This is a genomic window from Pararhodospirillum photometricum DSM 122, assembly GCF_000284415.1.
In the GTDB taxonomy this organism is placed as follows: domain Bacteria; phylum Pseudomonadota; class Alphaproteobacteria; order Rhodospirillales; family Rhodospirillaceae; genus Pararhodospirillum; species Pararhodospirillum photometricum.
This window is the reverse complement of sequence record NC_017059.1, coordinates 15,180-37,500: the sequence shown is the minus strand read 5'-3', so window position 1 is coordinate 37,500 and position 22,321 is coordinate 15,180. Positions and strand designations below refer to the sequence as shown.

General features: G+C 52.6%; 12 protein-coding genes, 2 tRNA genes, 3 rRNA genes, 1 pseudogene and 7 other annotated features (1 of these 25 running past the window's edge). Of the genes and pseudogenes, 14 read left to right on the top strand and 4 right to left on the bottom strand.

Annotation, left to right across the window (positions count from 1 at the left end; all coding sequences use genetic code 11):
- Nucleotides 1-1,681, top strand: a 23S ribosomal RNA gene (locus tag RSPPHO_RS00130) (it extends 1,061 nt beyond the left edge of the window).
- Nucleotides 1,682-1,750: 69 nt separating this feature from the next.
- Nucleotides 1,751-2,194 (bottom strand) — a sequence feature (most likely nonfunctional fraction of RNA operon).
- A 7-nt stretch (nucleotides 2,195-2,201) separates the two neighbouring features.
- Nucleotides 2,202-2,695: a sequence feature (23S ribosomal RNA rRNA prediction is too short), on the bottom strand.
- A gap of 259 nt (nucleotides 2,696-2,954) precedes the next feature.
- On the opposite strand, the gene RSPPHO_RS00120 is transcribed toward RSPPHO_RS00130, so the two are convergent.
- Nucleotides 2,955-3,031: transfer RNA gene (locus RSPPHO_RS00120), tRNA-Ile, on the bottom strand.
- Between the two features lie 129 nt (nucleotides 3,032-3,160).
- Nucleotides 3,161-3,293, bottom strand: a sequence feature (16S ribosomal RNA rRNA prediction is too short).
- Nucleotides 3,294-3,355: 62 nt separating this feature from the next.
- Nucleotides 3,356-3,451 (bottom strand) — a sequence feature (16S ribosomal RNA rRNA prediction is too short).
- A 290-nt stretch (nucleotides 3,452-3,741) separates the two neighbouring features.
- Between RSPPHO_RS00120 and RSPPHO_RS18270 the strand changes: the two genes are divergently transcribed.
- The 5 genes and pseudogenes from RSPPHO_RS18270 to RSPPHO_RS18480 form a co-directional block, all read left to right on the top strand.
- Nucleotides 3,742-4,719, top strand: coding sequence for a glycosyltransferase (locus RSPPHO_RS18270; protein WP_069187531.1), 978 nt, complete (start codon nucleotides 3,742-3,744; stop codon nucleotides 4,717-4,719).
- A gap of 207 nt (nucleotides 4,720-4,926) precedes the next feature.
- On the top strand, nucleotides 4,927-5,937 hold the full coding sequence (locus RSPPHO_RS17270; RefSeq protein WP_157879021.1) for a glycosyltransferase: 1,011 nt from the start codon (nucleotides 4,927-4,929) through the stop codon (nucleotides 5,935-5,937).
- A 153-nt stretch (nucleotides 5,938-6,090) separates the two neighbouring features.
- A complete protein-coding gene (gene rfbB, locus RSPPHO_RS17265) occupies nucleotides 6,091-7,152 on the top strand; it encodes a dTDP-glucose 4,6-dehydratase (RefSeq protein WP_051013520.1) in 1,062 nt (353 codons plus the stop codon).
- Between the two features lie 3 nt (nucleotides 7,153-7,155).
- Entirely contained in the window at nucleotides 7,156-8,055 is a 900-nt protein-coding gene (gene rfbD / locus RSPPHO_RS17260; protein ID WP_051013519.1) for a dTDP-4-dehydrorhamnose reductase, read from the top strand.
- Nucleotides 8,052-8,381: pseudogene (locus tag RSPPHO_RS18480) on the top strand (sugar nucleotidyltransferase); the annotation flags it as partial. The gene rfbD and the pseudogene RSPPHO_RS18480, both read left to right, overlap by 4 nt.
- Here the strand turns inward: RSPPHO_RS18480 and RSPPHO_RS00105 are convergent.
- Nucleotides 8,307-9,020, bottom strand: coding sequence for an FHIPEP family type III secretion protein (locus RSPPHO_RS00105; protein WP_197535622.1), 714 nt, complete (start codon nucleotides 9,018-9,020; stop codon nucleotides 8,307-8,309). The pseudogene RSPPHO_RS18480 and the gene RSPPHO_RS00105 sit on opposite strands and share 75 nt — an antisense overlap.
- Nucleotides 9,007-9,454 (top strand) — a sequence feature (16S ribosomal RNA rRNA prediction is too short). It overlaps the preceding gene by 14 nt.
- A gap of 5 nt (nucleotides 9,455-9,459) precedes the next feature.
- Nucleotides 9,460-9,592 (top strand) — a sequence feature (16S ribosomal RNA rRNA prediction is too short).
- 129 nt (nucleotides 9,593-9,721) lie between these two features.
- On the opposite strand from RSPPHO_RS00105, the gene RSPPHO_RS00100 reads away from it, so the two are divergent.
- The 6 genes from RSPPHO_RS00100 (at nucleotide 9,722) to RSPPHO_RS21820 (ending at nucleotide 14,178) form a co-directional block, all read left to right on the top strand.
- Nucleotides 9,722-9,798, top strand: a tRNA-Ile gene (locus tag RSPPHO_RS00100).
- A gap of 240 nt (nucleotides 9,799-10,038) precedes the next feature.
- Nucleotides 10,039-12,780: ribosomal RNA gene (locus RSPPHO_RS00095) — 23S ribosomal RNA — on the top strand.
- A gap of 68 nt (nucleotides 12,781-12,848) precedes the next feature.
- A 5S ribosomal RNA gene (gene rrf / locus RSPPHO_RS00090) occupies nucleotides 12,849-12,963 on the top strand.
- Between the two features lie 250 nt (nucleotides 12,964-13,213).
- Nucleotides 13,214-13,486 (top strand): TraY domain-containing protein, encoded by a 273-nt coding sequence (locus RSPPHO_RS00085; RefSeq protein WP_157879020.1) that lies wholly within the window; start codon nucleotides 13,214-13,216, stop codon nucleotides 13,484-13,486.
- A 1-nt stretch (nucleotide 13,487) separates the two neighbouring features.
- A complete protein-coding gene (locus tag RSPPHO_RS17255) occupies nucleotides 13,488-13,913 on the top strand; it encodes a type II toxin-antitoxin system VapC family toxin (RefSeq protein ID WP_051013518.1) in 426 nt (141 codons plus the stop codon).
- 34 nt (nucleotides 13,914-13,947) lie between these two features.
- Complete coding sequence (locus RSPPHO_RS21820; protein WP_081581590.1) at nucleotides 13,948-14,178, top strand: helix-turn-helix domain-containing protein; 231 nt, start codon at nucleotides 13,948-13,950, stop codon at nucleotides 14,176-14,178.
- A 32-nt stretch (nucleotides 14,179-14,210) separates the two neighbouring features.
- Nucleotides 14,211-14,482: a sequence feature (16S ribosomal RNA rRNA prediction is too short), on the bottom strand.
- Nucleotides 14,483-15,138: 656 nt separating this feature from the next.
- Here the strand turns inward: RSPPHO_RS21820 and RSPPHO_RS18470 are convergent.
- Nucleotides 15,139-16,176: an ABC transporter transmembrane domain-containing protein gene (locus RSPPHO_RS18470; RefSeq protein ID WP_081581589.1), complete on the bottom strand. Its 1,038-nt coding sequence runs from the start codon at nucleotides 16,174-16,176 to the stop codon at nucleotides 15,139-15,141.
- 707 nt (nucleotides 16,177-16,883) lie between these two features.
- Nucleotides 16,884-18,593 carry a glycosyltransferase gene (locus RSPPHO_RS18465; protein WP_157879018.1) on the bottom strand — a complete coding sequence of 570 codons (1,710 nt, stop codon included), beginning with the start codon at nucleotides 18,591-18,593 and terminating at the stop codon, nucleotides 16,884-16,886.
- Between the two features lie 143 nt (nucleotides 18,594-18,736).
- Between RSPPHO_RS18465 and RSPPHO_RS19515 the strand changes: the two genes are divergently transcribed.
- Together RSPPHO_RS19515 and RSPPHO_RS19510 are read left to right on the top strand one after the other, a co-directional pair.
- Nucleotides 18,737-19,288, top strand: a complete 552-nt coding sequence (locus tag RSPPHO_RS19515) for a hypothetical protein (RefSeq protein WP_157879017.1) — start codon at nucleotides 18,737-18,739, stop codon at nucleotides 19,286-19,288.
- Nucleotides 19,289-19,314: 26 nt separating this feature from the next.
- Entirely contained in the window at nucleotides 19,315-22,227 is a 2,913-nt protein-coding gene (locus tag RSPPHO_RS19510; protein WP_157879016.1) for an EF-hand domain-containing protein, read from the top strand.
- Nucleotides 22,228-22,321 lie beyond the last annotated feature (94 nt).

Genomic DNA, 22,321 nt, shown 5'->3' with positions numbered 1-22,321 from the left:
TTTAAAGAAAGCGTAACAGCTCACTGGTCTAATAGCTATCCTGCGCCGAAGATGTACCGGGGCTCAAGCCGTGCACCGAAGCTGTGGATTTCATCGATAAGATGAAGTGGTAGCGGAGCGTTCCGTACGCCTGTGAAGGTGGTCCGTGAGGACTGCTGGAGGTATCGGAAGTGAGAATGCTGACATGAGTAGCGAAAAGAAGTGTGAGAAACACTTCCGCCGAAAGCCCAAGGGTTCCTGCGCAAGGTTAATCCGCGCAGGGTGAGCCGGTCCCTAAGCCGAGGGCGAAAGCCGTAGGCGATGGCAATCAGGTTAATAGTCCTGAGCTCGTGGAGGGTGACGCCTTCTGGACGTTGTCTGGTCTTATCGGATTGATCAGGCCGCCAAGGAAGGCCAGGAAATAGCCCCACGTATGAACCGTACCCCAAACCGACACAGGTGGGCTGGTAGAGTATACCAAGGCGCTTGAGAGAATGGTGTTGAAGGAACTAGGCAAAATGCCCCCGTAACTTCGGGAGAAGGGGGCCCTCGTCTTGGGCAACCAGGGCGAGGGGGCACAGACCAGGGGGTGGCGACTGTTTACTAAAAACACAGGGCTCTGCGAAGTCGCAAGACGACGTATAGGGTCTGACGCCTGCCCGGTGCCGGAAGGTTAAGAGGAGAGGTTAACGCTTTGAATCGAAGCCCCGGTAAACGGCGGCCGTAACTATAACGGTCCTAAGGTAGCGAAATTCCTTGTCGGGTAAGTTCCGACCTGCACGAATGGCGTAACGACTTCCCCGCTGTCTCCAACACCAACTCAGCGAAATTGAATTCTCCGTGAAGATGCGGAGTTCCCACGGCCAGACGGAAAGACCCCATGAACCTTTACTACAACTTCGCAGTGGCATTAGGCGATGGATGTGTAGGATAGGCGGGAGGCTTTGAAGCGAAGGCGCCAGCTTTCGTGGAGCCACCCTTGAAATACCGCCCTTCCGTCTCCTGATGTCTAACCGCGGCCCGTGATCCGGGTCCGGGACCCTGCGTGGTGGGTAGTTTGACTGGGGCGGTCGCCTCCTAAAGAGTAACGGAGGCGCGCGATGGTGGGCTCAGGCCGGTCGGAAATCGGCTGACGAGTGCAATGGCAAAAGCCCGCCTGACTGCGAGAGCGACGGTTCGAGCAGAGTCGAAAGACGGTCATAGTGATCCGGTGGTCCCGCGTGGAAGGGCCATCGCTCAACGGATAAAAGGTACTCTGGGGATAACAGGCTGATACTGCCCAAGAGTCCACATCGACGGCAGTGTTTGGCACCTCGATGTCGGCTCATCACATCCTGGGGCTGGAGCAGGTCCCAAGGGTTCGGCTGTTCGCCGATTAAAGTGGTACGTGAGCTGGGTTTAGAACGTCGTGAGACAGTTCGGTCCCTATCTACCGTGGGTGTAGGAAACTTGAGAGGAGCTGTCCCTAGTACGAGAGGACCGGGATGGACATCCCTCTGGTGTACCAGTTGTCACGCCCGTGGCATCGCTGGGTAGCTAAGGATGGACAGGATAACCGCTGAAAGCATCTAAGCGGGAAGCCTCCCTCGAAACCAGGTTTCCCTATCAGGACCGTGGTAGACCACCACGTTGATAGGCCGGGTGTGGAAGCGCAGTAATGCGTGAAGCTAACCGGTACTAATCGTCCGATCGGCTTGATAAACGCGCAGAGGCCAGGCCGGCCCTAGCGCTTGTAAATTCCCATAACGACATCATCAGACGGCTTCGATGGCTTGGTGGTCATGGCGAACAGGAAACACCCGATCCCATCCCGAACTCGGCCGTGAAACTGTTCAGCGCCAATGGTACTGCGTCTTAAGGCGTGGGAGAGTCGGTCGCCGCCAGGCCTTCAAAGCCGTCTGTCAAAAAACCCTCTTAAGAAAGCCCGCTCCGGTGATTACCAGCTATTTCCGAGTTTGATTGGCCTTTCACCCCTAGCCACAGGTCATCCCCGTCTTTTTCAACAGACGTGGGTTCGGTCCTCCAGTGGGTGTTACTCCACCTTCAACCTGCCCATGGCTAGATCACCCGGTTTCGGGTCTAATCCGACGAACTCGACGCCCTCTTAAGACTCGCTTTCGCTGCGCCTCCACCTATCGGCTTAAGCTTGCTCGCCAGATTAAGTCGCTGACCCATTATACAAAAGGTACGCCGTCACCCCCGAAGGAGCTCCGACTGCTTGTAGGCATCCGGTTTCAGGAACTGTTTCACTCCCCTCATCGGGGTGCTTTTCACCTTTCCCTCACGGTACTGGTTCACTATCGGTCGTCAAGGAGTACTTAGCCTTGGAGGGTGGTCCCCCCATGTTCAGACAGGGTTTCACGTGCCCCGCCCTACTCAAGGACTTAAAGGTTCAACACCCATACGGGGCTGTCACCCGCTGTGGCCGGCCTTTCCATGCCGTTCTGGTTAGAAACTTCAAGTCACTGGGCTAGTCCGCGTTCGCTCGCCACTACTAACGGAGTCTCGGTTGATGTCCTTTCCTCCGGTTACTGAGATGTTTCAGTTCACCGGGTTCGCCTCCATTTCCTATGAATTCAGAAATGGATACCCCAAAGGGGTGGGTTGCCCCATTCGGAAATCCACGGATCAAAGCCTGCTCTCGGCTCCCCATGGCTTATCGCAGAGTGCCACGTCCTTCATCGCCTCTTGACGCCTAGGCATCCACCAGATGCCCTTCTCTTGCTTGATAAAACGCGCAGGGGTCAACCCGACCCCAAACGCGCAGATACTCAGCGCTTGTACATAATTCCCATTGCTCCGAACAGTTCCCTGCTCGGAACGACATCAAAACCCTCTTTACAATGTCAAATAGCAGAAAACGCGACCGCCCGTTAGGGCGGTTTCTGATCTCTTGGCGTTGTCTTTTAGTTGGGACAAGGCCTTGCGGCCTAGATTAAGGCTGGGGAAGCGAGCTTCCCCAGACCCCTTGCTTTTGGTGGGCCTGGGACGACTTGAACGTCCGACCTCACGCTTATCAGGCGTGCGCTCTAACCACCTGAGCTACAGGCCCAAAGCCTTGCCCAAAAGACATAAACGCCGAAAGAGATGGGAGGACGGCCCCAGAAAAACCAAGACCGGATTTAGTCATGATCAAGTGAAGATCGGGATTGCTCCAGATCGTCCTTGAAAGGAGGTGATCCAGCCGCAGGTTCCCCTACGGCTACCTTGTTACGACTTCACCCCAGTCGCTGACCCTACCGTGGCCGGCTGCCTCCTTGCGGTTAGCGGACCGTCTTCGGGTAGAACCAACTCCCATGGTGTGACGGGCGGTGTGTACAAGGCCCGGGAACGTATTCACCGTGGCATGCTGATCCACGATTACTAGCGATTCCGACTTCATGCACCCGAGTTGCAGAGTGCAATCCGAACTGAGACATCTTTTGGAGATTAGCGCCCTCTCGCGAGGTGGCGACCCATTGTAGATGCCATTGTAGCACGTGTGTAGCCCAGCCCGTAAGGGCCATCGAGGACTTGACGTCATCCCCACCTTCCTCGGCTTGTCACCGGCAGTCTCTCCAGAGTGAACCCACTTTTTCTGGGACTACATGATCGCGCGTATGGGTTTCTTTATAAAGAGATCTTCTTCAGAAAACCCTGCCCACATCCCTCTTGTTAGTTATTGGGAAAAAGTTGTTAGTGATTCTAGTGATTACAAAACTGATTTAATTTTGCATCACCTGGAGATATCTTTGAAAAACCGTAGCGTTTGAGCCCTAAAAGATGACATATGCTGTCGATATTGTCATAGTAAACTGGAATGCTGGAGATGCGCTTGTTCAGTGCGTCACGTCTATTGCGGAGAATACAGCAAATTTGGTCCGACGGATCATCATAGTTGACAATGCCTCATCCGATGGGTCAATCGAAGCTTTGCCTCAAATCTCAGGGATAGAATTGGTTATCATCCGTAATCCCGAAAACCGAGGGTTTAGTGTTGCCTGCAATCAAGGGGCAATTAGATCATCATCAGACTACTTACTATTTTTGAATCCAGATACATTATTGAAGACTAATAGTCTCGCTCCAGCTGTGGCTTTTATTTCAAATTCGCAACACGCTAGGATCGGCGTGGTCGGAGTGCGCCTTCTCGATGAACGAGGGCGGACGCAAAGGTCTTGTGCCCGCTTTCCCACCGCAGCCGCCCTTTTAGGGCAGGCGGCTGGCTTTGACCGTCTCTTCCCGCGTTTTTTTCCATCTCATTTTCTTCGGGACTGGGATCATGAAGATACCCGGCCTGTCGATCAGGTAATGGGAGCTTTTCTTTTAATACGCCGGTCTCTTTTCAAGGAAATTGGTGGATTTGACGAGCGCTTCTTTGTTTATTATGAGGATGTTGACCTTTGTTTGCGTGTGCATCAGTACGGTTTTCAAGTTGTGCATCTCGCATACGCTTTCGCCGTCCACCATGGTTGTGGAACGACAGCGCGAATTCCTGATACTCGTCTATTCCTGCTTTGGCGCTCACGGCTTCTTTATGCCGCCAAGCATTTTTCCTCCTTAGGTTTTATAAGTGCGATATTTGCTACTCTTGTCGCCGAGCCCATGGTTCGCGTAGGGTACGCCTTGGCTCGAAGGCAACCAGTCGAGGCGTTGGCCGTGGGACGGGCCTACGTCCGCATGATTCTAAGCTTGCTGCCTCAGTTAGGCGTCTTGTTTTCATTCCTGCGAAGGTACAACCACCCTCCTTCCGGTCTGTGAGCTTGCTTTTTTGTAGCGGGTCTTATAGCTGAACAGTCGCGACTCCTGACTGGGAGCTTTCTCCTGCTGGCTGTCCTGGGAGAAAGGTTGTTGATCGGGGCCTTGATTTCCGTTCGGTGGAGCATCTCTTCAGTGGCAGCAGAAACATCCAGAAGTATTTCTGTTCTCCTTTTCAGTCGATACGACAGACTGGGAGCGAGTAGTCGTTTGCGTTTTATTGATTTTGTCGACCCTTTGAAACATAATAATATTAATGTTAAAGTTGTCCCATTTTTTGATGATTCGTATATTCGTGATCTCTACGCAGGGCACCCCATTTCTTTTATAAAAATTACTAAAGCCTATCGGCAACGTCTTGCATTCTTGCTTAGAGCGCATCGTTTCGATGTGGTTTGGTTGGAGAAGGAGGCTTTACCCTGGATCCCAGCTTGGGTCGAAACTTTCCTGCTCCGTCGCGTCCCCTATGTAATGGATTTGGATGACGCTTGGTATCTACGCTATGAGAGCCATCCTCGTGCGTTCGTCCGATTCCTACTCAAAAAAAAGTTCGCTCGTCTTGCCCAACAGGCTCACAATGTGACTGTGGGGAATCCGACCTTAGCAGCTTGGGCTACAGCGTGTGGCTCACAGAACGTAGTTGTTCTTCCTACCGTGATTGATCTTGAGCGCTATCCGCATCCGCTTCCCTCAGCGTCCTCATCTGAGGTTCCAGTTATTGGCTGGATGGGGTCGCCTTCCTCAGCTCGGTATGTTCAGATAATTGCTGGTGCTCTTTCTCGTTTGAAGGGCCCTGTGCGGCTGCGACTCGTGGGCGCCGGATCCGTGGCCTTACCTCAAGCTCTGACTGTTGAGCGTGTAGAGTGGTCCGAAAAAAACGAAATTGAAGAGCTTAAAAACTTTGATATTGGAGTTATGCCCTTGGAAGATGGCCCCTGGGAACGAGGGAAATGCGGCTATAAGCTTATTCAATACATGGCTGCCGGACGGCCAGTTGTTGCTTCTCCAGTTGGGGTAAATAAAGACATAATATGTGAAGGTGAAAATGGATTTTTAGCTTCAAGTGAAGACGATTGGTTTAAATTTCTTAACCATCTGATTGCTAATCCTGTGTTGCGTGCCTCTTTAGGAGCAGCAGGAAGACGCTTCGTCGAAGCTCATTATACCCACCAAGCCGTTCTTCCCATTCTTGTCAAAACCCTTCGGGGCGCAGCAGAATAGAAAATTATAAGAAAATAATCTTTACTTTTTTACATTTACCACCCATTCCCTTGTTTGCGTCCTCTTTAGGACATAGCTTTGACGTATCATGGGGCTCGAAAAACTGGTTTTCTCGGCCTACTGAATCGGATCTTTTGAAGTAACGGAGGAAAGATGAAGCGTATTCTTGTCACTGGGGGCGCCGGATTCATCGGATCCGCCGTGGTGCGTCTGTTGCTTGCCCAGACCGAGGCCCATGTTATCAATGTCGATAAGCTAACCTACGCGGCTAATCTCGCTTCGCTTCCCGGTGCCGAGGGAAATCCTCATTATACCTTCGAGCATGCCGATATCTGTGATGCCGAGGCTATGCGACGGATTTTCGCGACCCATCGCCCCGATGCAGTCATGCATCTGGCTGCTGAGTCTCATGTTGATCGCTCGATTGATGGTCCTGGCGATTTTATCCAGACAAATGTTGTCGGAACTTTCCGTCTCTTGGAAGCGGCTCGCGGCTATTGGTCTTCTTTGCCGGCTGAGGAAAAATCTCTCTTCCGTTTTCTTCATATTTCCACTGATGAAGTTTTCGGCACTCTTGGAGATGAAGGATTTTTCACAGAAACAACACCCTACGCTCCGAATTCGCCCTACTCTTCCAGTAAAGCTTCCTCTGATCATCTGGTCCGGGCTTGGCGTGAGACCTATGGCTTGCCAACCCTCATGACCAACTGTTCCAATAACTATGGGCCGTATCAGTTCCCCGAGAAGCTTATTCCCCTGATGATTCTCAAAGGGCTGTCCGGTCAACCGCTGCCAGTCTATGGTGCGGGCCTTAATGTCCGGGATTGGCTCTATGTCGAGGACCATGCCCGAGCGCTTGTCCTGGTTTTGGGAAAAGGTCTGATTGGTGAGAGCTACAACGTCGGGGGCTTCAACGAGCGGACGAACATCGAAGTCGTGCGCACACTTTGTGCTTTGCTTGATGAACTTCATCCACAGGGTGCGCCTCATGGCCGTCTCATTACCCACGTTACGGATCGTCCAGGGCATGATCAGCGTTACGCCATTGATGCAAGCAAGATAGAGAGAGAGCTTGGCTGGCGTCCGCTTGAAACTTTTGAAACAGGGATCCGCCGGACTGTTGAATGGTACCTAGCTAATGAATTCTGGTGGCGTTCTATTCTGGATGGTTCTTATCAAGGTGAGCGTCTCGGTCTGACTAAGGAGAAGATCTAAGCCATGAAGGTTCTTGTCCTGGGGACGCCTGGACAGCTCGGTCACGAGCTGATGCGTGCTTCTTGGCCCATCGGTGTCTCGCTTGCTGGTGTCGGGCACCCTGATTTTGATATGAGTCTGGAAAAGGATGTTTTGCGGGTCGTTGCCGAGTATGATCCCAACTTGGTAATTAATGCGACAGCCTACACCGCTGTTGATAAAGCCGAAAAAGAGCCCGAACTTGCCTTTGCGGTCAATCGGGACGGTCCCCGGTTTCTGGCACAAGACTGCGCAAGGAGAGGTATTCCTGTCATTCACGTGTCTACCGACTACGTGTTTGATGGCACTAAGGATGGTTGGTACGTTGAGGAAGATCCGATTGCCCCGTTGAATGTCTATGGGGCTAGCAAGGCAGCGGGTGAGTTGGAGATCCGCGAGATATGGCACCGCCACGTTATCTTGCGAACCACGTGGGTTTACGCTGCTCATGGGACCAACTTTGTGAAGAAGATGTTACATCTAGGCGCTGAACGCGAGACCTTGAGCGTGGTTGCCGACCAGTATGGCGCCCCAACTGCAGCGGCGGATCTCGCGGCAACCATCACCTCCGTCGTTGCACACATTGCTCAAGGTGGGAAAGCCTGGGGCACCTATCATGCAACGGGGAGCGGCGAGACGACTTGGCACGGTTTTGCCGAGCATATTTTCCAGCGCCTAGAACAGGAGACAGGTCGGAGGCCTATTTTGCACGCCATAACGACGGATAACTATCCCACGCCTGCTCGTCGCCCAAAAAACTCCCGGCTCGACTGTACAAAGCTCAAAAATAATTTTGATATTGTTTTGCCTCATTGGCAAAAAAGTCTAGATCGAGTTATTGATGAGCTTTTTGCTCTCTCTTCTCGACAGGAAAGAAGATCATGAAGGGAATTATCTTAGCGGGCGGCTCCGGTACCCGCCTTTATCCTGTGACACGGTCTATCAGCAAGCAGCTTTTGCCAGTTTATGATAAGCCTATGGTTTATTTCCCGCTCACTACCCTTATGCTAGCGGGTATCCGAGATATTTTAATTATAACTACCCCCTACGATCAGTCGTTATTTCAAACGATGCTCGGTGACGGGTCACAATGGGGAATTGCACTTACTTACGCCATCCAGCCTTCCCCCGATGGACTAGCTCAAGCTTTTATTATCGGTCGTGAGTTTGTTGGACAAGATCCGGTTGCTCTTGTGCTTGGCGACAACATTTTGCCCCAAGGTCTTGATCCTCGCCTTGGGATGAATCTCATTCTGACTCATCACCACCGTGGACGGCCGGAAGCGCTCGACAATAGAGCGCACATAGGGCCGGACCATGGGGCTGGTCAGCAGCACCGGCGCCTCGCCCTTCATGGCAAAGCGCTCAAAGGTCTGACGCACCGCGACAATGAACTCCTGCAAGCGGCTCGGCGCCATGGACAACTGTCGCTCGTCGCCCGAGCCGATCAGGGACTCGGCAAAGGTCGCCTCCCAGGCCGGCGACAAGGTGACAAGCTGCACGATGCCATCTTCGTTGATGTTGGCATCCGACAACTGCCGAGCGAGTCTGGTGCGGACGTGTTCGGTGATCATGGTGATGTTGCGCGTGGCGGCGCTGGCCTCGGCGATGCCTTCCAAAATGGTCGGCAAATCGCGGATGGAAACGCGCTCGGCCAGCAGGCTTTGCAAGATGCGCTGCACCCCGGAAAGGCTGATCTGGGCCGGGATGAGGTCGCCCACCAGCTTTTGCTGGTCTTTTTCCAGGTCGTTCAGGAGCTTTTGTGTCTCGGCATACGACAACAGGTCGGCCATGTGGTCCTTGACCATCTCGGTCAAGTGGGTGGTGATCACGGTGGGGGRRTCGACCACCGTGTAGCCCCGGAACATCGCCTCCTCGCGGTTGGCGAGATCGACCCACACCGCCGGCAGGCCGAAGGTGGGCTCGTGGGTCTTTCGCCGGGCAAGGTGATTCTGTCGTCAGCTCGTGTCGTGAGATGTTGGGTTAAGTCCCGCAACGAGCGCAACCCTCATTTTCAGTTGCCAGCACTTCGGGTGGGCACTCTGGAGAGACTGCCGGTGACAAGCCGGAGGAAGGTGGGGATGACGTCAAGTCCTCATGGCCCTTACGGGCTGGGCTACACACGTGCTACAATGGCATCTACAATGGGTCGCCACCTCGCGAGAGGGCGCTAATCTCCAAAAGATGTCTCAGTTCGGATTGCACTCTGCAACTCGGGTGCATGAAGTCGGAATCGCTAGTAATCGTGGATCAGCATGCCACGGTGAATACGTTCCCGGGCCTTGTACACACCGCCCGTCACACCATGGGAGTTGGTTCTACCCGAAGACGGTCCGCTAACCGCAAGGAGGCAGCCGGCCACGGTAGGGTCAGCGACTGGGGTGAAGTCGTAACAAGGTAGCCGTAGGGGAACCTGCGGCTGGATCACCTCCTTTCAAGGACGATCTGGAGCAATCCCGATCTTCACTTGATCATGACTAAATCCGGTTCTGGTTTTTCTGGAGCCGTCCTCCCATCTCTTTCGGCGTTTATGTCTTTTGGGCAAGGCTTTGGGCCTGTAGCTCAGGTGGTTAGAGCGCACGCCTGATAAGCGTGAGGTCGGACGTTCAAGTCGTCCCAGGCCCACCAAAGCAAGGGGTCTGGGGAAGCAAGCTTCCCCAGCCTTAATCTAGGCCGCAAGGCCTTGTCCCAACTAAAAGACAACGCCAAGAGATCAGAAACGCCCTTCGGGCGTCGCGTTTTCTGCTATTTGACATTGTAAAGAGGGTTTTGATGTCGTTCCGAACAGGGAACTGTTCGGAGCAATGGGAATTATGTACAAGCGCTGAGTATCTGCGCGTTTGGGGTCGGGTTGACCCCTGCGCGTTTTATCAAGCAAGAGAAGGGCATCTGGTGGATGCCTAGGCGTCAAGAGGCGATGAAGGACGTGGCACTCTGCGATAAGCCATGGGGAGCCGAGAGCAGGCTTTGATCCGTGGATTTCCGAATGGGGCAACCCACCCCTTTGGGGTATCCATTTCTGAATTCATAGGAAATGGAGGCGAACCCGGTGAACTGAAACATCTCAGTAACCGGAGGAAAGGACATCAACCGAGACTCCGTTAGTAGTGGCGAGCGAACGCGGACTAGCCCAGTGACTTGAAGTTTCTAACCAGAACGGCATGGAAAGGCCGGCCATAGCGGGTGACAGCCCCGTATGGGTGTTGCAGCTTTAAGTCCTTGAGTAGGGCGGGGCACGTGAAACCCTGTCTGAACATGGGGGGACCACCCTCCAAGGCTAAGTACTCCTTGACGACCGATAGTGAACCAGTACCGTGAGGGAAAGGTGAAAAGCACCCCGATAAGGGGAGTGAAACAGTTCCTGAAACCGGATGCCTACAAGCAGTCGGAGCTCCTTCGGGGGTGACGGCGTACCTTTTGTATAATGGGTCAGCGACTTAATCTGGCGAGCAAGCTTAAGCCGATAGGTGGAGGCGCAGCGAAAGCGAGTCTTAAGAGGGCGTCGAGTTCGTCGGATTAGACCCGAAACCGGGTGATCTAGCCATGGGCAGGTTGAAGGTGGAGTAACACCCACTGGAGGACCGAACCCACGTCTGTTGAAAAAGACGGGGATGACCTGTGGCTAGGGGTGAAAGGCCAATCAAACTCGGAAATAGCTGGTTCTCCGCGAAAGCTATTTAGGTAGCGCGTCGGATGATGACCTGCGGGGGTAGAGCACTGGATGGGCTAGGGGGCCGCGAGGCTTACCAAACCTAACCAAACTCCGAATACCGCAGAGTTTAATCCGGCAGACAGACTTAGGGTGCTAACGTCCTAGGTCAAAAGGGAAACAACCCAGACCACCAGCTAAGGTCCCCAAGTCACGGCTAAGTGGGAAAGGATGTGGGACGGCCATAACAACCAGGAGGTTGGCTTAGAAGCAGCCATCCTTTAAAGAAAGCGTAACAGCTCACTGGTCTAATAGCTATCCTGCGCCGAAGATGTACCGGGGCTCAAGCCGTGCACCGAAGCTGTGGATTTCATCGATAAGATGAAGTGGTAGCGGAGCGTTCCGTACGCCTGTGAAGGTGGTCCGTGAGGACTGCTGGAGGTATCGGAAGTGAGAATGCTGACATGAGTAGCGAAAAGAAGTGTGAGAAACACTTCCGCCGAAAGCCCAAGGGTTCCTGCGCAAGGTTAATCCGCGCAGGGTGAGCCGGTCCCTAAGCCGAGGGCGAAAGCCGTAGGCGATGGCAATCAGGTTAATAGTCCTGAGCTCGTGGAGGGTGACGCCTTCTGGACGTTGTCTGGTCTTATCGGATTGACCGGGCAGCCAAGGAAGGCCAGGAAATAGCCCCACGTATGAACCGTACCCCAAACCGACACAGGTGGGCTGGTAGAGTATACCAAGGCGCTTGAGAGAATGGTGTTGAAGGAACTAGGCAAAATGCCCCCGTAACTTCGGGAGAAGGGGGCCCTCGTCTTGGGCAACCAGGGCGAGGGGGCACAGACCAGGGGGTGGCGACTGTTTACTAAAAACACAGGGCTCTGCGAAGTCGCAAGACGACGTATAGGGTCTGACGCCTGCCCGGTGCCGGAAGGTTAAGAGGAGAGGTTAACGCTTTGAATCGAAGCCCCGGTAAACGGCGGCCGTAACTATAACGGTCCTAAGGTAGCGAAATTCCTTGTCGGGTAAGTTCCGACCTGCACGAATGGCGTAACGACTTCCCCGCTGTCTCCAACACCAACTCAGCGAAATTGAATTCTCCGTGAAGATGCGGAGTTCCCACGGCCAGACGGAAAGACCCCATGAACCTTTACTACAACTTCGCAGTGGCATTAGGCGATGGATGTGTAGGATAGGCGGGAGGCTTTGAAGCGAAGGCGCCAGCTTTCGTGGAGCCATCCTTGAAATACCGCCCTTCCGTCTCCTGATGTCTAACCGCGGCCCGTGATCCGGGTCCGGGACCCTGCGTGGTGGGTAGTTTGACTGGGGCGGTCGCCTCCTAAAGAGTAACGGAGGCGCGCGATGGTGGGCTCAGGCCGGTCGGAAATCGGCTGACGAGTGCAATGGCAAAAGCCCGCCTGACTGCGAGAGCGACGGTTCGAGCAGAGTCGAAAGACGGTCATAGTGATCCGGTGGTCCCGCGTGGAAGGGCCATCGCTCAACGGATAAAAGGTACTCTGGGGATAACAGGCTGATACTGCCCAAGAGTCCACATCGACGGCAGTGTTTGGCACCTCGATGTCGGCTCATCACATCCTGGGGCTGGAGCAGGTCCCAAGGGTTCGGCTGTTCGCCGATTAAAGTGGTACGTGAGCTGGGTTTAGAACGTCGTGAGACAGTTCGGTCCCTATCTACCGTGGGTGTAGGAAACTTGAGAGGAGCTGTCCCTAGTACGAGAGGACCGGGATGGACATCCCTCTGGTGTACCAGTTGTCACGCCCGTGGCATCGCTGGGTAGCTAAGGATGGACAGGATAACCGCTGAAAGCATCTAAGCGGGAAGCCTCCCTCGAAACCAGGTTTCCCTATCAGGACCGTGGTAGACCACCACGTTGATAGGCCGGGTGTGGAAGCGCAGTAATGCGTGAAGCTAACCGGTACTAATCGTCCGATCGGCTTGATAAACGCGCAGCGGCCAGGCCGGCCCTAGCGCTTGTAAATTCCCATAACGACATCACAGACGGCTTCGATGGCTTGGTGGTCATGGCGAACAGGAAACACCCGATCCCATCCCGAACTCGGCCGTGAAACTGTTCAGCGCCAATGGTACTGCGTCTTAAGGCGTGGGAGAGTCGGTCGCCGCCAGGCCTTCAAAGCCGTCTGTCAAAAAACCCTCTTAAGAAAGCCCGCTCCGGTGATAGGAGGGCGTCTTGTACGGGGAGGGTCAGGGGGTTGGGTTGGGTCAAGGGGCGTTGGGAGCGAGGCACCGTAAAGCGGCTTTCGAGCCCGCAGCGTCGGGCCGCATCAATCCACCGCACTCCGATTGGACTTTGGAGCCAAGTAGAATACAATGTACGACACCGCATGACACATACTCTTAACTCTTTGGACCATGTCCATGAACACCCCCGCCCTTTCCATCCGCCTTCCCGGAGAAATCCGGGAGCGCCTTGAACAAGCCGCGCTGCGCACGAACCGTTCGCGGTCTTTCCTCGTGCAAGAGGCGCTTACGCGCCACCTGGACGACATCATGAGGGAGCAAGGGGCAAGCGAAACCCAGAGCCGCTTGGAAAGGCTCCGTGCCTTGAAGGGGGCCGGAGCACGGATATACGGCCCATTGAGCGCGGAGCAAATTGACGCGGATATTCGTGAGTTCCGCAGTGATGAATAGCATGATCGCAGCCGCAAGGAAAATTTACGTCGATTCGAACGTAATTATCTATTTTATCGAGGGACACGAAGAATACCAAAGCCTTGCGGGTGAGTTTTTCGAATATGTGGAAGAGGCGAAAATTCCCCTGGTCACAAGCGAGATAACGCCCGGAGAATGCCTTTATGGCGCATATAAGCGCGGTCGAAAAGACTCCGTCGAGAGTTTTGAAATCCTCTTCGATGATCTCCGACTATTCCATTTCGTTCCGGTTGCGCCAAGCCTGATAAAAAGTGCCGCAAAAAATGGGGCGCAACAACGGCTCAAACTTATCGACGCACTCCATTTCGCTACGGCCGAAAGCGTGGAGTGCGACGTGTTCATTACGAACGACAAGGGGATAAAATCGAGCGATTTCCTAAGAGTTATTCATCTATCCGAGTTATAGTTATTCCTAAGAAACGTGCAGAAATTATACCGGAGTGTGGAAAAACTCTATAAACTCGGCTAGCCTATTAGCGCACTGGCTGTGCGAGGAGTTCCGTGTGTCAATCAGCAAACAGACGCTCAGCCGGGAACTGCGCACCATAGGGTTCCGCAAGCTATCAGCGCGCCCTCGCCATCATGCCCAGGACGCCGAGGCGCCGGAGACATTCAAAAAAACTTCCCCGCCCGCCCGGACGAGATCGCAACCTATGAAAAGCCGCAGGTAACTCAATCCGTTTCTCGTCTGCGAAAAAGAAGACCACCCCTCCCCCTTGCCCAAAAATCAAAGGGGGTTTGGGGCATCGCCCCAAGTCAGGACCAGCTACCGATCGTCGCCTTGGTGGGCCATTACCCCGCCAACTAGCTAATCGGACGCGGGCCGATCTTGGAGCGAAATTCTTTCCCCCGAAGGGCGTATACGGTATTAGTCCTCGTTTCCAAGGATTATTCCGTACTCCAAGGTACGTTCCCACGTGTTACTCACCCGTGCGCCACTCATCCCGAAGGATGCGTTCGACTTGCATGTGTTAGGCCTGCCGCCAGCGTTCGTCCTGAGCCAGGATCAAACTCTCAAGTTAACCTCGAAAGCCGAGCCTTTTCTCAATCACTTATACTTGGCCATAAGAACTTCAAAGGTATCGAACGAGTCGATATTCTTTTCGTCTTACTCAAGATGAGCGGTTGAGGAAGATCTCTCTTCCGACAGCCCCGGCTCCCCGAGAGCCGCCCGCCCATCTCTTTCGATCGCGTTTTCTTTTACAATGTCAAACAGCAGACCGGCGAACCGGCAATATTGACTAAGCACTTAGTTTCGACTACCGTCACATCGTCCGATGCTTCGTTCGTCGTCACCAAGGCGGCGGTTTTTACTAGCACCGCCCCACCGTGTCAACCGCTTTTTTTAGGGCCGCCACACCGACCAAAACCAGCAAGGCGCCCCGGGCGGTCAACCCGGAAGGCAAGGAAACTACTCCCCGCCCCGTTCCAGCGTCAAGCCCTTTTCCCGGATCCGCTTGGCCGTTGTTCCCAAAGGGAAAAAAGCCGCTACAAAACCCGAGGAGCCTGCCCCCGAAACCCCTCGGCGCCGTCACCGACGCGTCGGGAGGGCGGGTTATAAGGACCCCGCTCAGGGAGCGCAAGCCAAAAAATCGAGGGGTCTGGGGAGGCCGCGCCTCCCCGGCCTTAAATCACGGAAAACCAAGGCTGGGGAGGCGCGGCCTCCCCAGACCCCTCGATTGCGCCATAGGAGCAATGTAGGCAAGAACAACAACAGACATAAGAATGGAGAGTCCAAGAACAAAAAACGTTAGCGGTGAGCTAATGTAAAACATTACAGGCAGAAGAACAAAAAGAACAGTTGAATCAAGGATCGTTCCAAATAACTGTCCCGTAAGAAAATTTCTTATGCGCCAAACTTCTCCAAGCTTATAAGAAATAACACCTGTCGGATTTCTTTCAAAATAGTCGATGGGAAGATTGACCATTTTGTCGAAAATATAAGTGCTCATCCGAGCATCTATTTTTGCCGAGCCAAGCGCAAGAAGTTTTCGACGCAGAAATCCAAAAATCATATCAAAGAGAATGACGAAACACACTCCGGTCGTCAGGATATGAAGTGTAGACAGACGCTGGTGAACTAATATTCTGTCAACAATCGTCATAAAAACGAGGGGCGGAACGAGCGCGAAAAAACTGATAATTAGGGCAGCGATTCCGACGTCCCTAAAAATTATTTTTTCTTTGAGGACTTGCCCTGTGATCCAGACGAGACCAAAAGGACGCTCTGTGTCTGAAAGTCTGTAGCGGCGTTTGATCAGAATCGCATCGCCATCCCAGTTTGTTTCAAGGCGAACCTTGTCAACAGAAATACAAGCCTCATCAGGGCTCAAGGGATCTTGCAAGATGACGATAGGAGTGGGACCTTCTTCTACAGCAATCAAAACGACATACTGGCCGTTGTTGAAACGCAAAACTGCGGGTAGAGCCTTTCCGAGTCGGAAGAGCTGCTGCCACGTCAGTTTGGTAACACGAGCTTCCAGATTGTTTTTTTTAGCAATGGCTGCGAGGCCTGCTAGTCCTGGCTCTTCGGTAATCGCGTTGTCTCGGATCATTTGCTCCACGGAAAGATGCAATCCGTGGTGCTTGGCGACGGTGGCCAACGCGTGAACGCTGGTCAGTCCAGGCCGAACGGTATCCGGCCGGTCATTCGCGGTTGGGCTGGTCATGGGTTTTTCGCCGTTTGCGGATCGAATCTCACGTTTCACAGTCTATGGCACGAAGAAGAGATGATACAAGGGGGATGAGCTGGATAGAGACAGGGAAACTGTCCTTTTCCTATCCCCCCGGGGGAGGAGCGAGACCCTATTGCCTGATAGGGGGCTGTCAAAGAACATTTTTGTTTTTTTGATCGGGATCTGTTTTTGCCGCCCCCTTACCCTCACCCCTAATTTTCTGCGGAGAGAAAGGCGGTTTGATTTTTCGACGGAGACAATCTTCCTCAACACTCGTTAACCGGAAAAGATGGGATATGTTTAAACCCTTGGTCGGAAAGTGATGCCGTTTTGCTTCAATCTCGATGACAAGAGAGGGTCGTATCACCTTTTGTCTTGAACGCTGGGGCCGTCAACGCCACCTTCGCCCTGAATGACGACGAAGGGGAGTGCATGCGTCCTTGTCATATCCTACCACGCCGGAAGCGTCACTCTATGGTAGGATGCCGACTTCACACGCAACATTCATCTTTCATCCCATTCTCGCTTTCCAAAGCAGCTCTTTGGTTCGAAAGCCGACTGGTGCAGCTCTTGCAAAATCAACCCACTCGTGCTATCGACGACCGAAACGCTGTCTTGAGTTTTTTGGTTTCGAGAATCCTAAAACAATCCTAGGGGGTGTTGACATATGGCTAATACCATTACTGGCGCCGTAACGTCCGTCACGAGCGTTTCCTAACAAGAACAAACTCAAGGGGGAGGTCACGCGCCGCGGCATCCTCAGCGCAGGCAAGCAAAATGTCATACCCCTTCTGTTGTCCTACCGCGCCAATAATCGCAATACGCCATCGTTTGTTTGGAGATGATGGCTCTGGGCAACAAGGCGTCGGGAGGTCTGTTTCCCAGGGAGTGACCACAAACTCAGGACCAGATGAAAGGCCGGGTAAATGGCGACGCAGACGCGATAAAGYCCCCGTGGTGGCGCCAATCACTCGACGGGCTCCCGCAATCAGGGTTTGTGATCGCCGACGTAACGCCGTTACCGTAAGCGATGGTTCAAACCGGGTCGCTGGATCGGCAACGCATTGCTCACACGCCAAAAGATCAGGCTCACCGCAATATCGTCCATGGTCATCGACAAGATTAATTCGTGGACAAATTAGATGGTAATCATGAATAAAAACATCATAAGGAACCCCAAGGCGATCTGGAAGAGAAGTAATTTGTAGATCGTGACCTAAAAAATGATGAATTTCAATTTCATCAACCATAGAAAGTTTTAGTAAGCTCTCTATTTCATATATATCTTTACGTGTATTAAAAATAATATTTTTTAGGTCTTGCCGATCAGAAATAGCAAGACGGGATAATCCATTGGGAATATCCATTTTTTTTTGAACTATATTTGAGTTTTTATTTTTTTGATTGTTTTTATTTTCTAAGATTTCATCAGGGGAAGGAGCGGGAAATAAGGTAAGAACTCGTCGATTTCGTAAAGAAGCCGCCTGAGTGCGCTCCTGGACGAAGCGGGCGACACCTCCTCGTAATCCTAGGGTGATGAGCAAAGTCGATGGTCGGGCCCCAATATCCGACCAACGCCTAATATCGATCCGCCTGCGGGCGTCCCGCAGGGGATCTTCATGAAAAAATGCGGTAATCAAGGCGTGATACCCTGGGTGTAGCGCCTCTAGAAGACGGCTGTTCCGTAGGGTTAAAAAAGATTTTTGTCGACCAAAAGAGCGTCCGCCGACATGGGCGACAAAGACATCGGCAGCAACGCGATGTCGAAAGCCACGTTGCCGTGCCCGCATGCAAAAATCGTTTTCCTCCCCATATCCTCTCCCAAAGGTTTCTTCATCCAGCCATCCCGTCTCGGTTAACCCGTCCCGTCGCAGATAGACACAAAAGCCAACAGCAGTCGGGATCTCCAACGTCAGGCCGGGGTTAGCCTGCTGGGCTAGCGCATCAAGAGTCTTTGTTTGCTCTAAAGAGGGAACCGGAACTGGGGTCTCGTCCAAAGGCAGAGGATAAGAAACGAGGGTTCCGTCGTTTGATAAAGGGGTTACCGAAACAGTCTCAGGGTGGGCATATGCAGCCCGCTGCAAGCGCCGCAGCCAATCCCCGGCCACTAAGGTATCCGCATTGAGCAAAACGACATCCCGGTCGGGGTGTAAGGCGAGCCCTCGGTTGACGGTTTTAGGAAAGCCAAGGGTGTGCTCGTTACTTAGAAACGTCAAGCGCCCAGCCGCCCCCAAGCGAGCTAACTCCTCACACAAACGGGGGTCAGGCCCAGCATCATCAATGGCAATGATTTCATGGGGAGGTGTGCCTTCAGAGGAGAGACTCTCGAAGAGAGAAGAAAGACAGGCCAACGTTTCCTGGCGGGCCCCATAAACCGGCACCAAAATATCGACCGTGGCCGTCGGCGCCATGGATCGGTTTTTTCGCGGCGGAGGAGGGTTTGATATTTTGATATCCATCGCGATACTGGTTGATGTCATTCCGCCTTAAAGATAGCCTAACTTTTAAGGGCATTCTATTCGATCCATTGTCTTCTTTGCAGGAGGAGCCCGTCATGGGTACAGATGATTGGTGGCCGTCAGATGGACACGATCACAGAGTGATCAGTAAGGAAGGAATCTATATCAATACAAAGATTCAAAAATTTTTGGAATCAGACAGAATAAACTTAATAATTGCAACAAAGGGAATGGGGAAAACTCTTTTAATGAGGGTGAAGCACTGGGCTTTAAGAACAAGTGAAGGAACCTCTTCTTCAGAATCGTCGTTGCAAATTATTCCATCAGACAACTCTGAAATAGATGAACCTCAAATCAATGCAACTCTTTCGGCAAAGGGATACTCCGATGTCAAAATGTGGAAGCATATTTGGTCAGAGTCAATAACACTATCAATTTTAACGTATGTTTTTTACAAAAAAAAGCTATATGACAGTGAACGTTTCGCAGAAGATTTGAAGGATATTGCGAGACAAATTGAAAAGCACMCCATTGAAAAAGACATAAAGTTAGATTTTATTTCATATCTTGGAAGAGAAAGATACCTTCCATCACACTTTCTTGAGGTATTTCTTTCAAGATATTCTGAAAATGAGTTAAAAAAATAACGTCATTACCAAGCATAGTTGGGGATTTGTCGAAGCAATACATAACCAGCGGGTTTGTTGTTCTAATAGATGCTTTTGATCAGGCATTAAGAGAGGCGTGCCCGACAAATATCGAGGCCTGGAAAGCTGGCCAGCGCGGTTTAGCCAAGGCAGCTCACTCACTATTTACTGGCAACCATCACATAAAAACAATTACAACGATTAGGCAAGAAGCTTGGTCTGAATTTATAGATGAGCAGAGAGAGGTTCTGGAGAATAAATCAATAACGCTAGAATATTCAGATTCTGAGCTAAAAAAAATATTTGCTAACGCAATAACAAGATACACTAAAAAAAGGTCGATAGAATCTTTTTTAAATGCAAGAGTTATCCATAATGCATACTGTGGTGTTGATGAGGACCCGTTTGTTTATATTCTTCGCCATTCAACAGGGTCTCCTCGCTCACTCATGGCCTTTGGGAAAGGACTCACAGAGTTAAATCTTGAAAGATTTAGCGGAGATACTTTGCAAGAAAAAATAAGAGATAAAGTCGATAGCATATCTTCTGATAATCTTCTTAAAGACTACCTTATGTCTCAAAAAAGTCAATTTTTACGTACGCTTAATAGCAATGCCCGCATACAATTCCTCTTGAGATCAATACCAAGCAACGTTCTCACGTTAGAGTCTCTCCACGCTATAAATAAATTATTTTCTGAAAAAACGCATATACCTCCGGAAGATTCCCATCCATTTTGCGAGCTTTACAATATTGGACTTCTTGGGCACGTAAGGCAGGATGTTGCTGGAGGGGGGTTCTATCAATACTTTAGAAAGCCGCAGGATTTTGACTGGACTCTTGAAAATATAATCCCAGAAAATTCGGTATTTTTATTACATCCAGGGCTAGCTAGCGCTATAAGTACGATGAGATTTATACACCTTAACAGGGTAAACGTTATAGGACCAGATTTGCCCTGGCAAAAGATCGGGGGAAAAGATGGAATTCCAAATATATTTATTTCATATTCTTCGGAGGACCTTAAATATGTGGAAGAAATACTAAATACCCTAAGGGATCGCGTCAATATTAAGTTGCCGTCCACTTTTTGGATGGATAAATGGAAAATTCGTCATGGTTCCGTTATTGTCCACGCTCTTGCAAATGTTACGCAGTACGTCAAATCTTTCATGAGCGCATCAGAGGCTGTGAATGGCCGAGACGCCAAATACTTCGCAGATCGGGCTTACGCGGTAGCCGGCTTGGAGGCTATTGCCGACAAACTCGGCGTTACGGAATACGACCCGAGCGCCGAACAAACCGCGTTGCTGGAGGCGATCCGAGGCAACACCGCCCTATCGGCCGAGCGGCTCTCGGCTACCATCGCCGCTGTGGCTGGTGTCGTGGGCGAGGTCCGTGTCTTGGATATCGGCGGATTCCGCGCCGCTGTTCTGGCTCAGGGGCAGGCGTCAGACGCCACGATTGCGGCGTGGCTCCAGGTGCTGGACAGCAACGGTGACGGCCTGCTGTCTTTGGCCGAGCAGCAGCGGGGTCTTGAGCTTTATGCGCTAGGCCAGAACAACACCCTGTACCAGGGGGTCGTGGCGCTGCACTCACAGGCAGCAAGCGGGGACGCAACTCTGGATTCTTTCCGCGTTGCGATGTTGGCCCAGGGCGTGGCGGATTCTGCCCAAGCTGATTTTTGGTTTAGGGTTCTTGACGCCAACAACGACAACTCCCTCTCCGCCCAAGAGCGGCAAACCGCTCTCACGCTGCACAGTCTTGGGCAAAACGACGCGATTTTCGGCGCGCTGACCGCTCTTTACGCCCAGGGCGAAGCGCTGCGCGCGAGGTTTGACCAATACGACGCAAACCGTGATGGCGGGCTTGATGAGGCCGAACTGGCGGCGCTGGTGGGGCAGTACGGACAGGCATCGGCTGCCGAGATCCAGGCGCTACGGGCGACGCTGGACGCCAATGGAGATCGGCAGATCTCCTTGCAGGAGCTTATTGCCGGCAACACCGGCTCGGCCGGAATGCAACTTCGGCAAAGCGCCACCAACCAACTCATGCTCGCGGCGTTTGGTGGCACAGGGACAAATAGCTACTTTGGGAAATTGGTTTCTGCGCAAGAAAAGTCCAATGCAATACTTGCGCAAATTGCGGAAAATACAGGAGCGGTCCCTGATGCGTTGAAGGAGCCCACCGCACCGCAAGAGGCAGAATATACAAACGCCGTTACAGAGTTCATGCGCCAATACTTCTACTCGTCCGGTTACGCTAACACGGTAGCCCAATGGAACGGTGGGCAACTTTCGGCATCGAGTATTGCTGGAGCAGCCAACTACGGCTTTAGCCGATACTCCGACAGTCGGGACGGCCTTGGGGGCACGGGCGCTGAAGCGGTAACGGGTTCTGACGGCACGGTCTTAAGTCTAACTGGCGTAGCGCAGCGGTATATGAACCGCTATCAAGACGTGTATCAGGCGTGGCTTGCGAACCCAGCTACCTTCTCGCCCGGGGGGTTGACGGCCCAGACCTTGACTCAGGCGGCGCTGTCGCACTGGTCGAGTTTTGGGCGGCACGAAGGGCGGCACCTTGCGACGGGTGGATTTGTTTCCGGTGTCGGTGGCCCAACAGATGACCTTAATGCTGCATGGCTCTCTCACGGTGAGTATGTGGTGCGGGCAGCAGCGGTCCAGGCGCTTGGCGTGAGCACGCTTGACCACGTCAATGCCACGGGGAGCTTGCCGATTGCGGTCCCTCGGCCGTCGCAAGCCGTGTCGGTGAATGTGTCTCTTGATCCCGTTGTTCAAGAGCTGCGCGCGGTCAAAAAGGAGCTGCAAGACACTCGGCGGCTGACTGCTGCCGAGTCGGCAGAGCTGCGCAGGCAGCTCGCCGAATCAAACAAGAGGCTCGCCAGGATGGAAGACCAGTTGGCGCGGAGGGTAGCGTAATGGGTCCTCTCGCGTTTACAGTGGAGTTGACGCGCGCGGATGATTTTGGGTCAACATCCACTGTATATTTCTCGTCCCGCGCGTTCTGTTCCGA

Excerpts from the sequence above, each read along its gene's own strand:
- RSPPHO_RS18470 (WP_081581589.1), bottom strand. The coding sequence starts at position 16,176 with ATGACCAGCCCAACCGCGAATGACCGGCCGGATACCGTTCGGCCTGGA.
- rfbD (WP_051013519.1), top strand. The coding sequence starts at position 7,156 with ATGAAGGTTCTTGTCCTGGGGACGCCTGGACAGCTCGGTCACGAGCTG.
- RSPPHO_RS00085 (WP_157879020.1), top strand. The coding sequence starts at position 13,214 with ATGAACACCCCCGCCCTTTCCATCCGCCTTCCCGGAGAAATCCGGGAG.
- rfbB (WP_051013520.1), top strand. The coding sequence starts at position 6,091 with ATGAAGCGTATTCTTGTCACTGGGGGCGCCGGATTCATCGGATCCGCC.
- RSPPHO_RS18270 (WP_069187531.1), top strand. The coding sequence starts at position 3,742 with ATGACATATGCTGTCGATATTGTCATAGTAAACTGGAATGCTGGAGAT.
- RSPPHO_RS17255 (WP_051013518.1), top strand. The coding sequence starts at position 13,488 with ATGATCGCAGCCGCAAGGAAAATTTACGTCGATTCGAACGTAATTATC.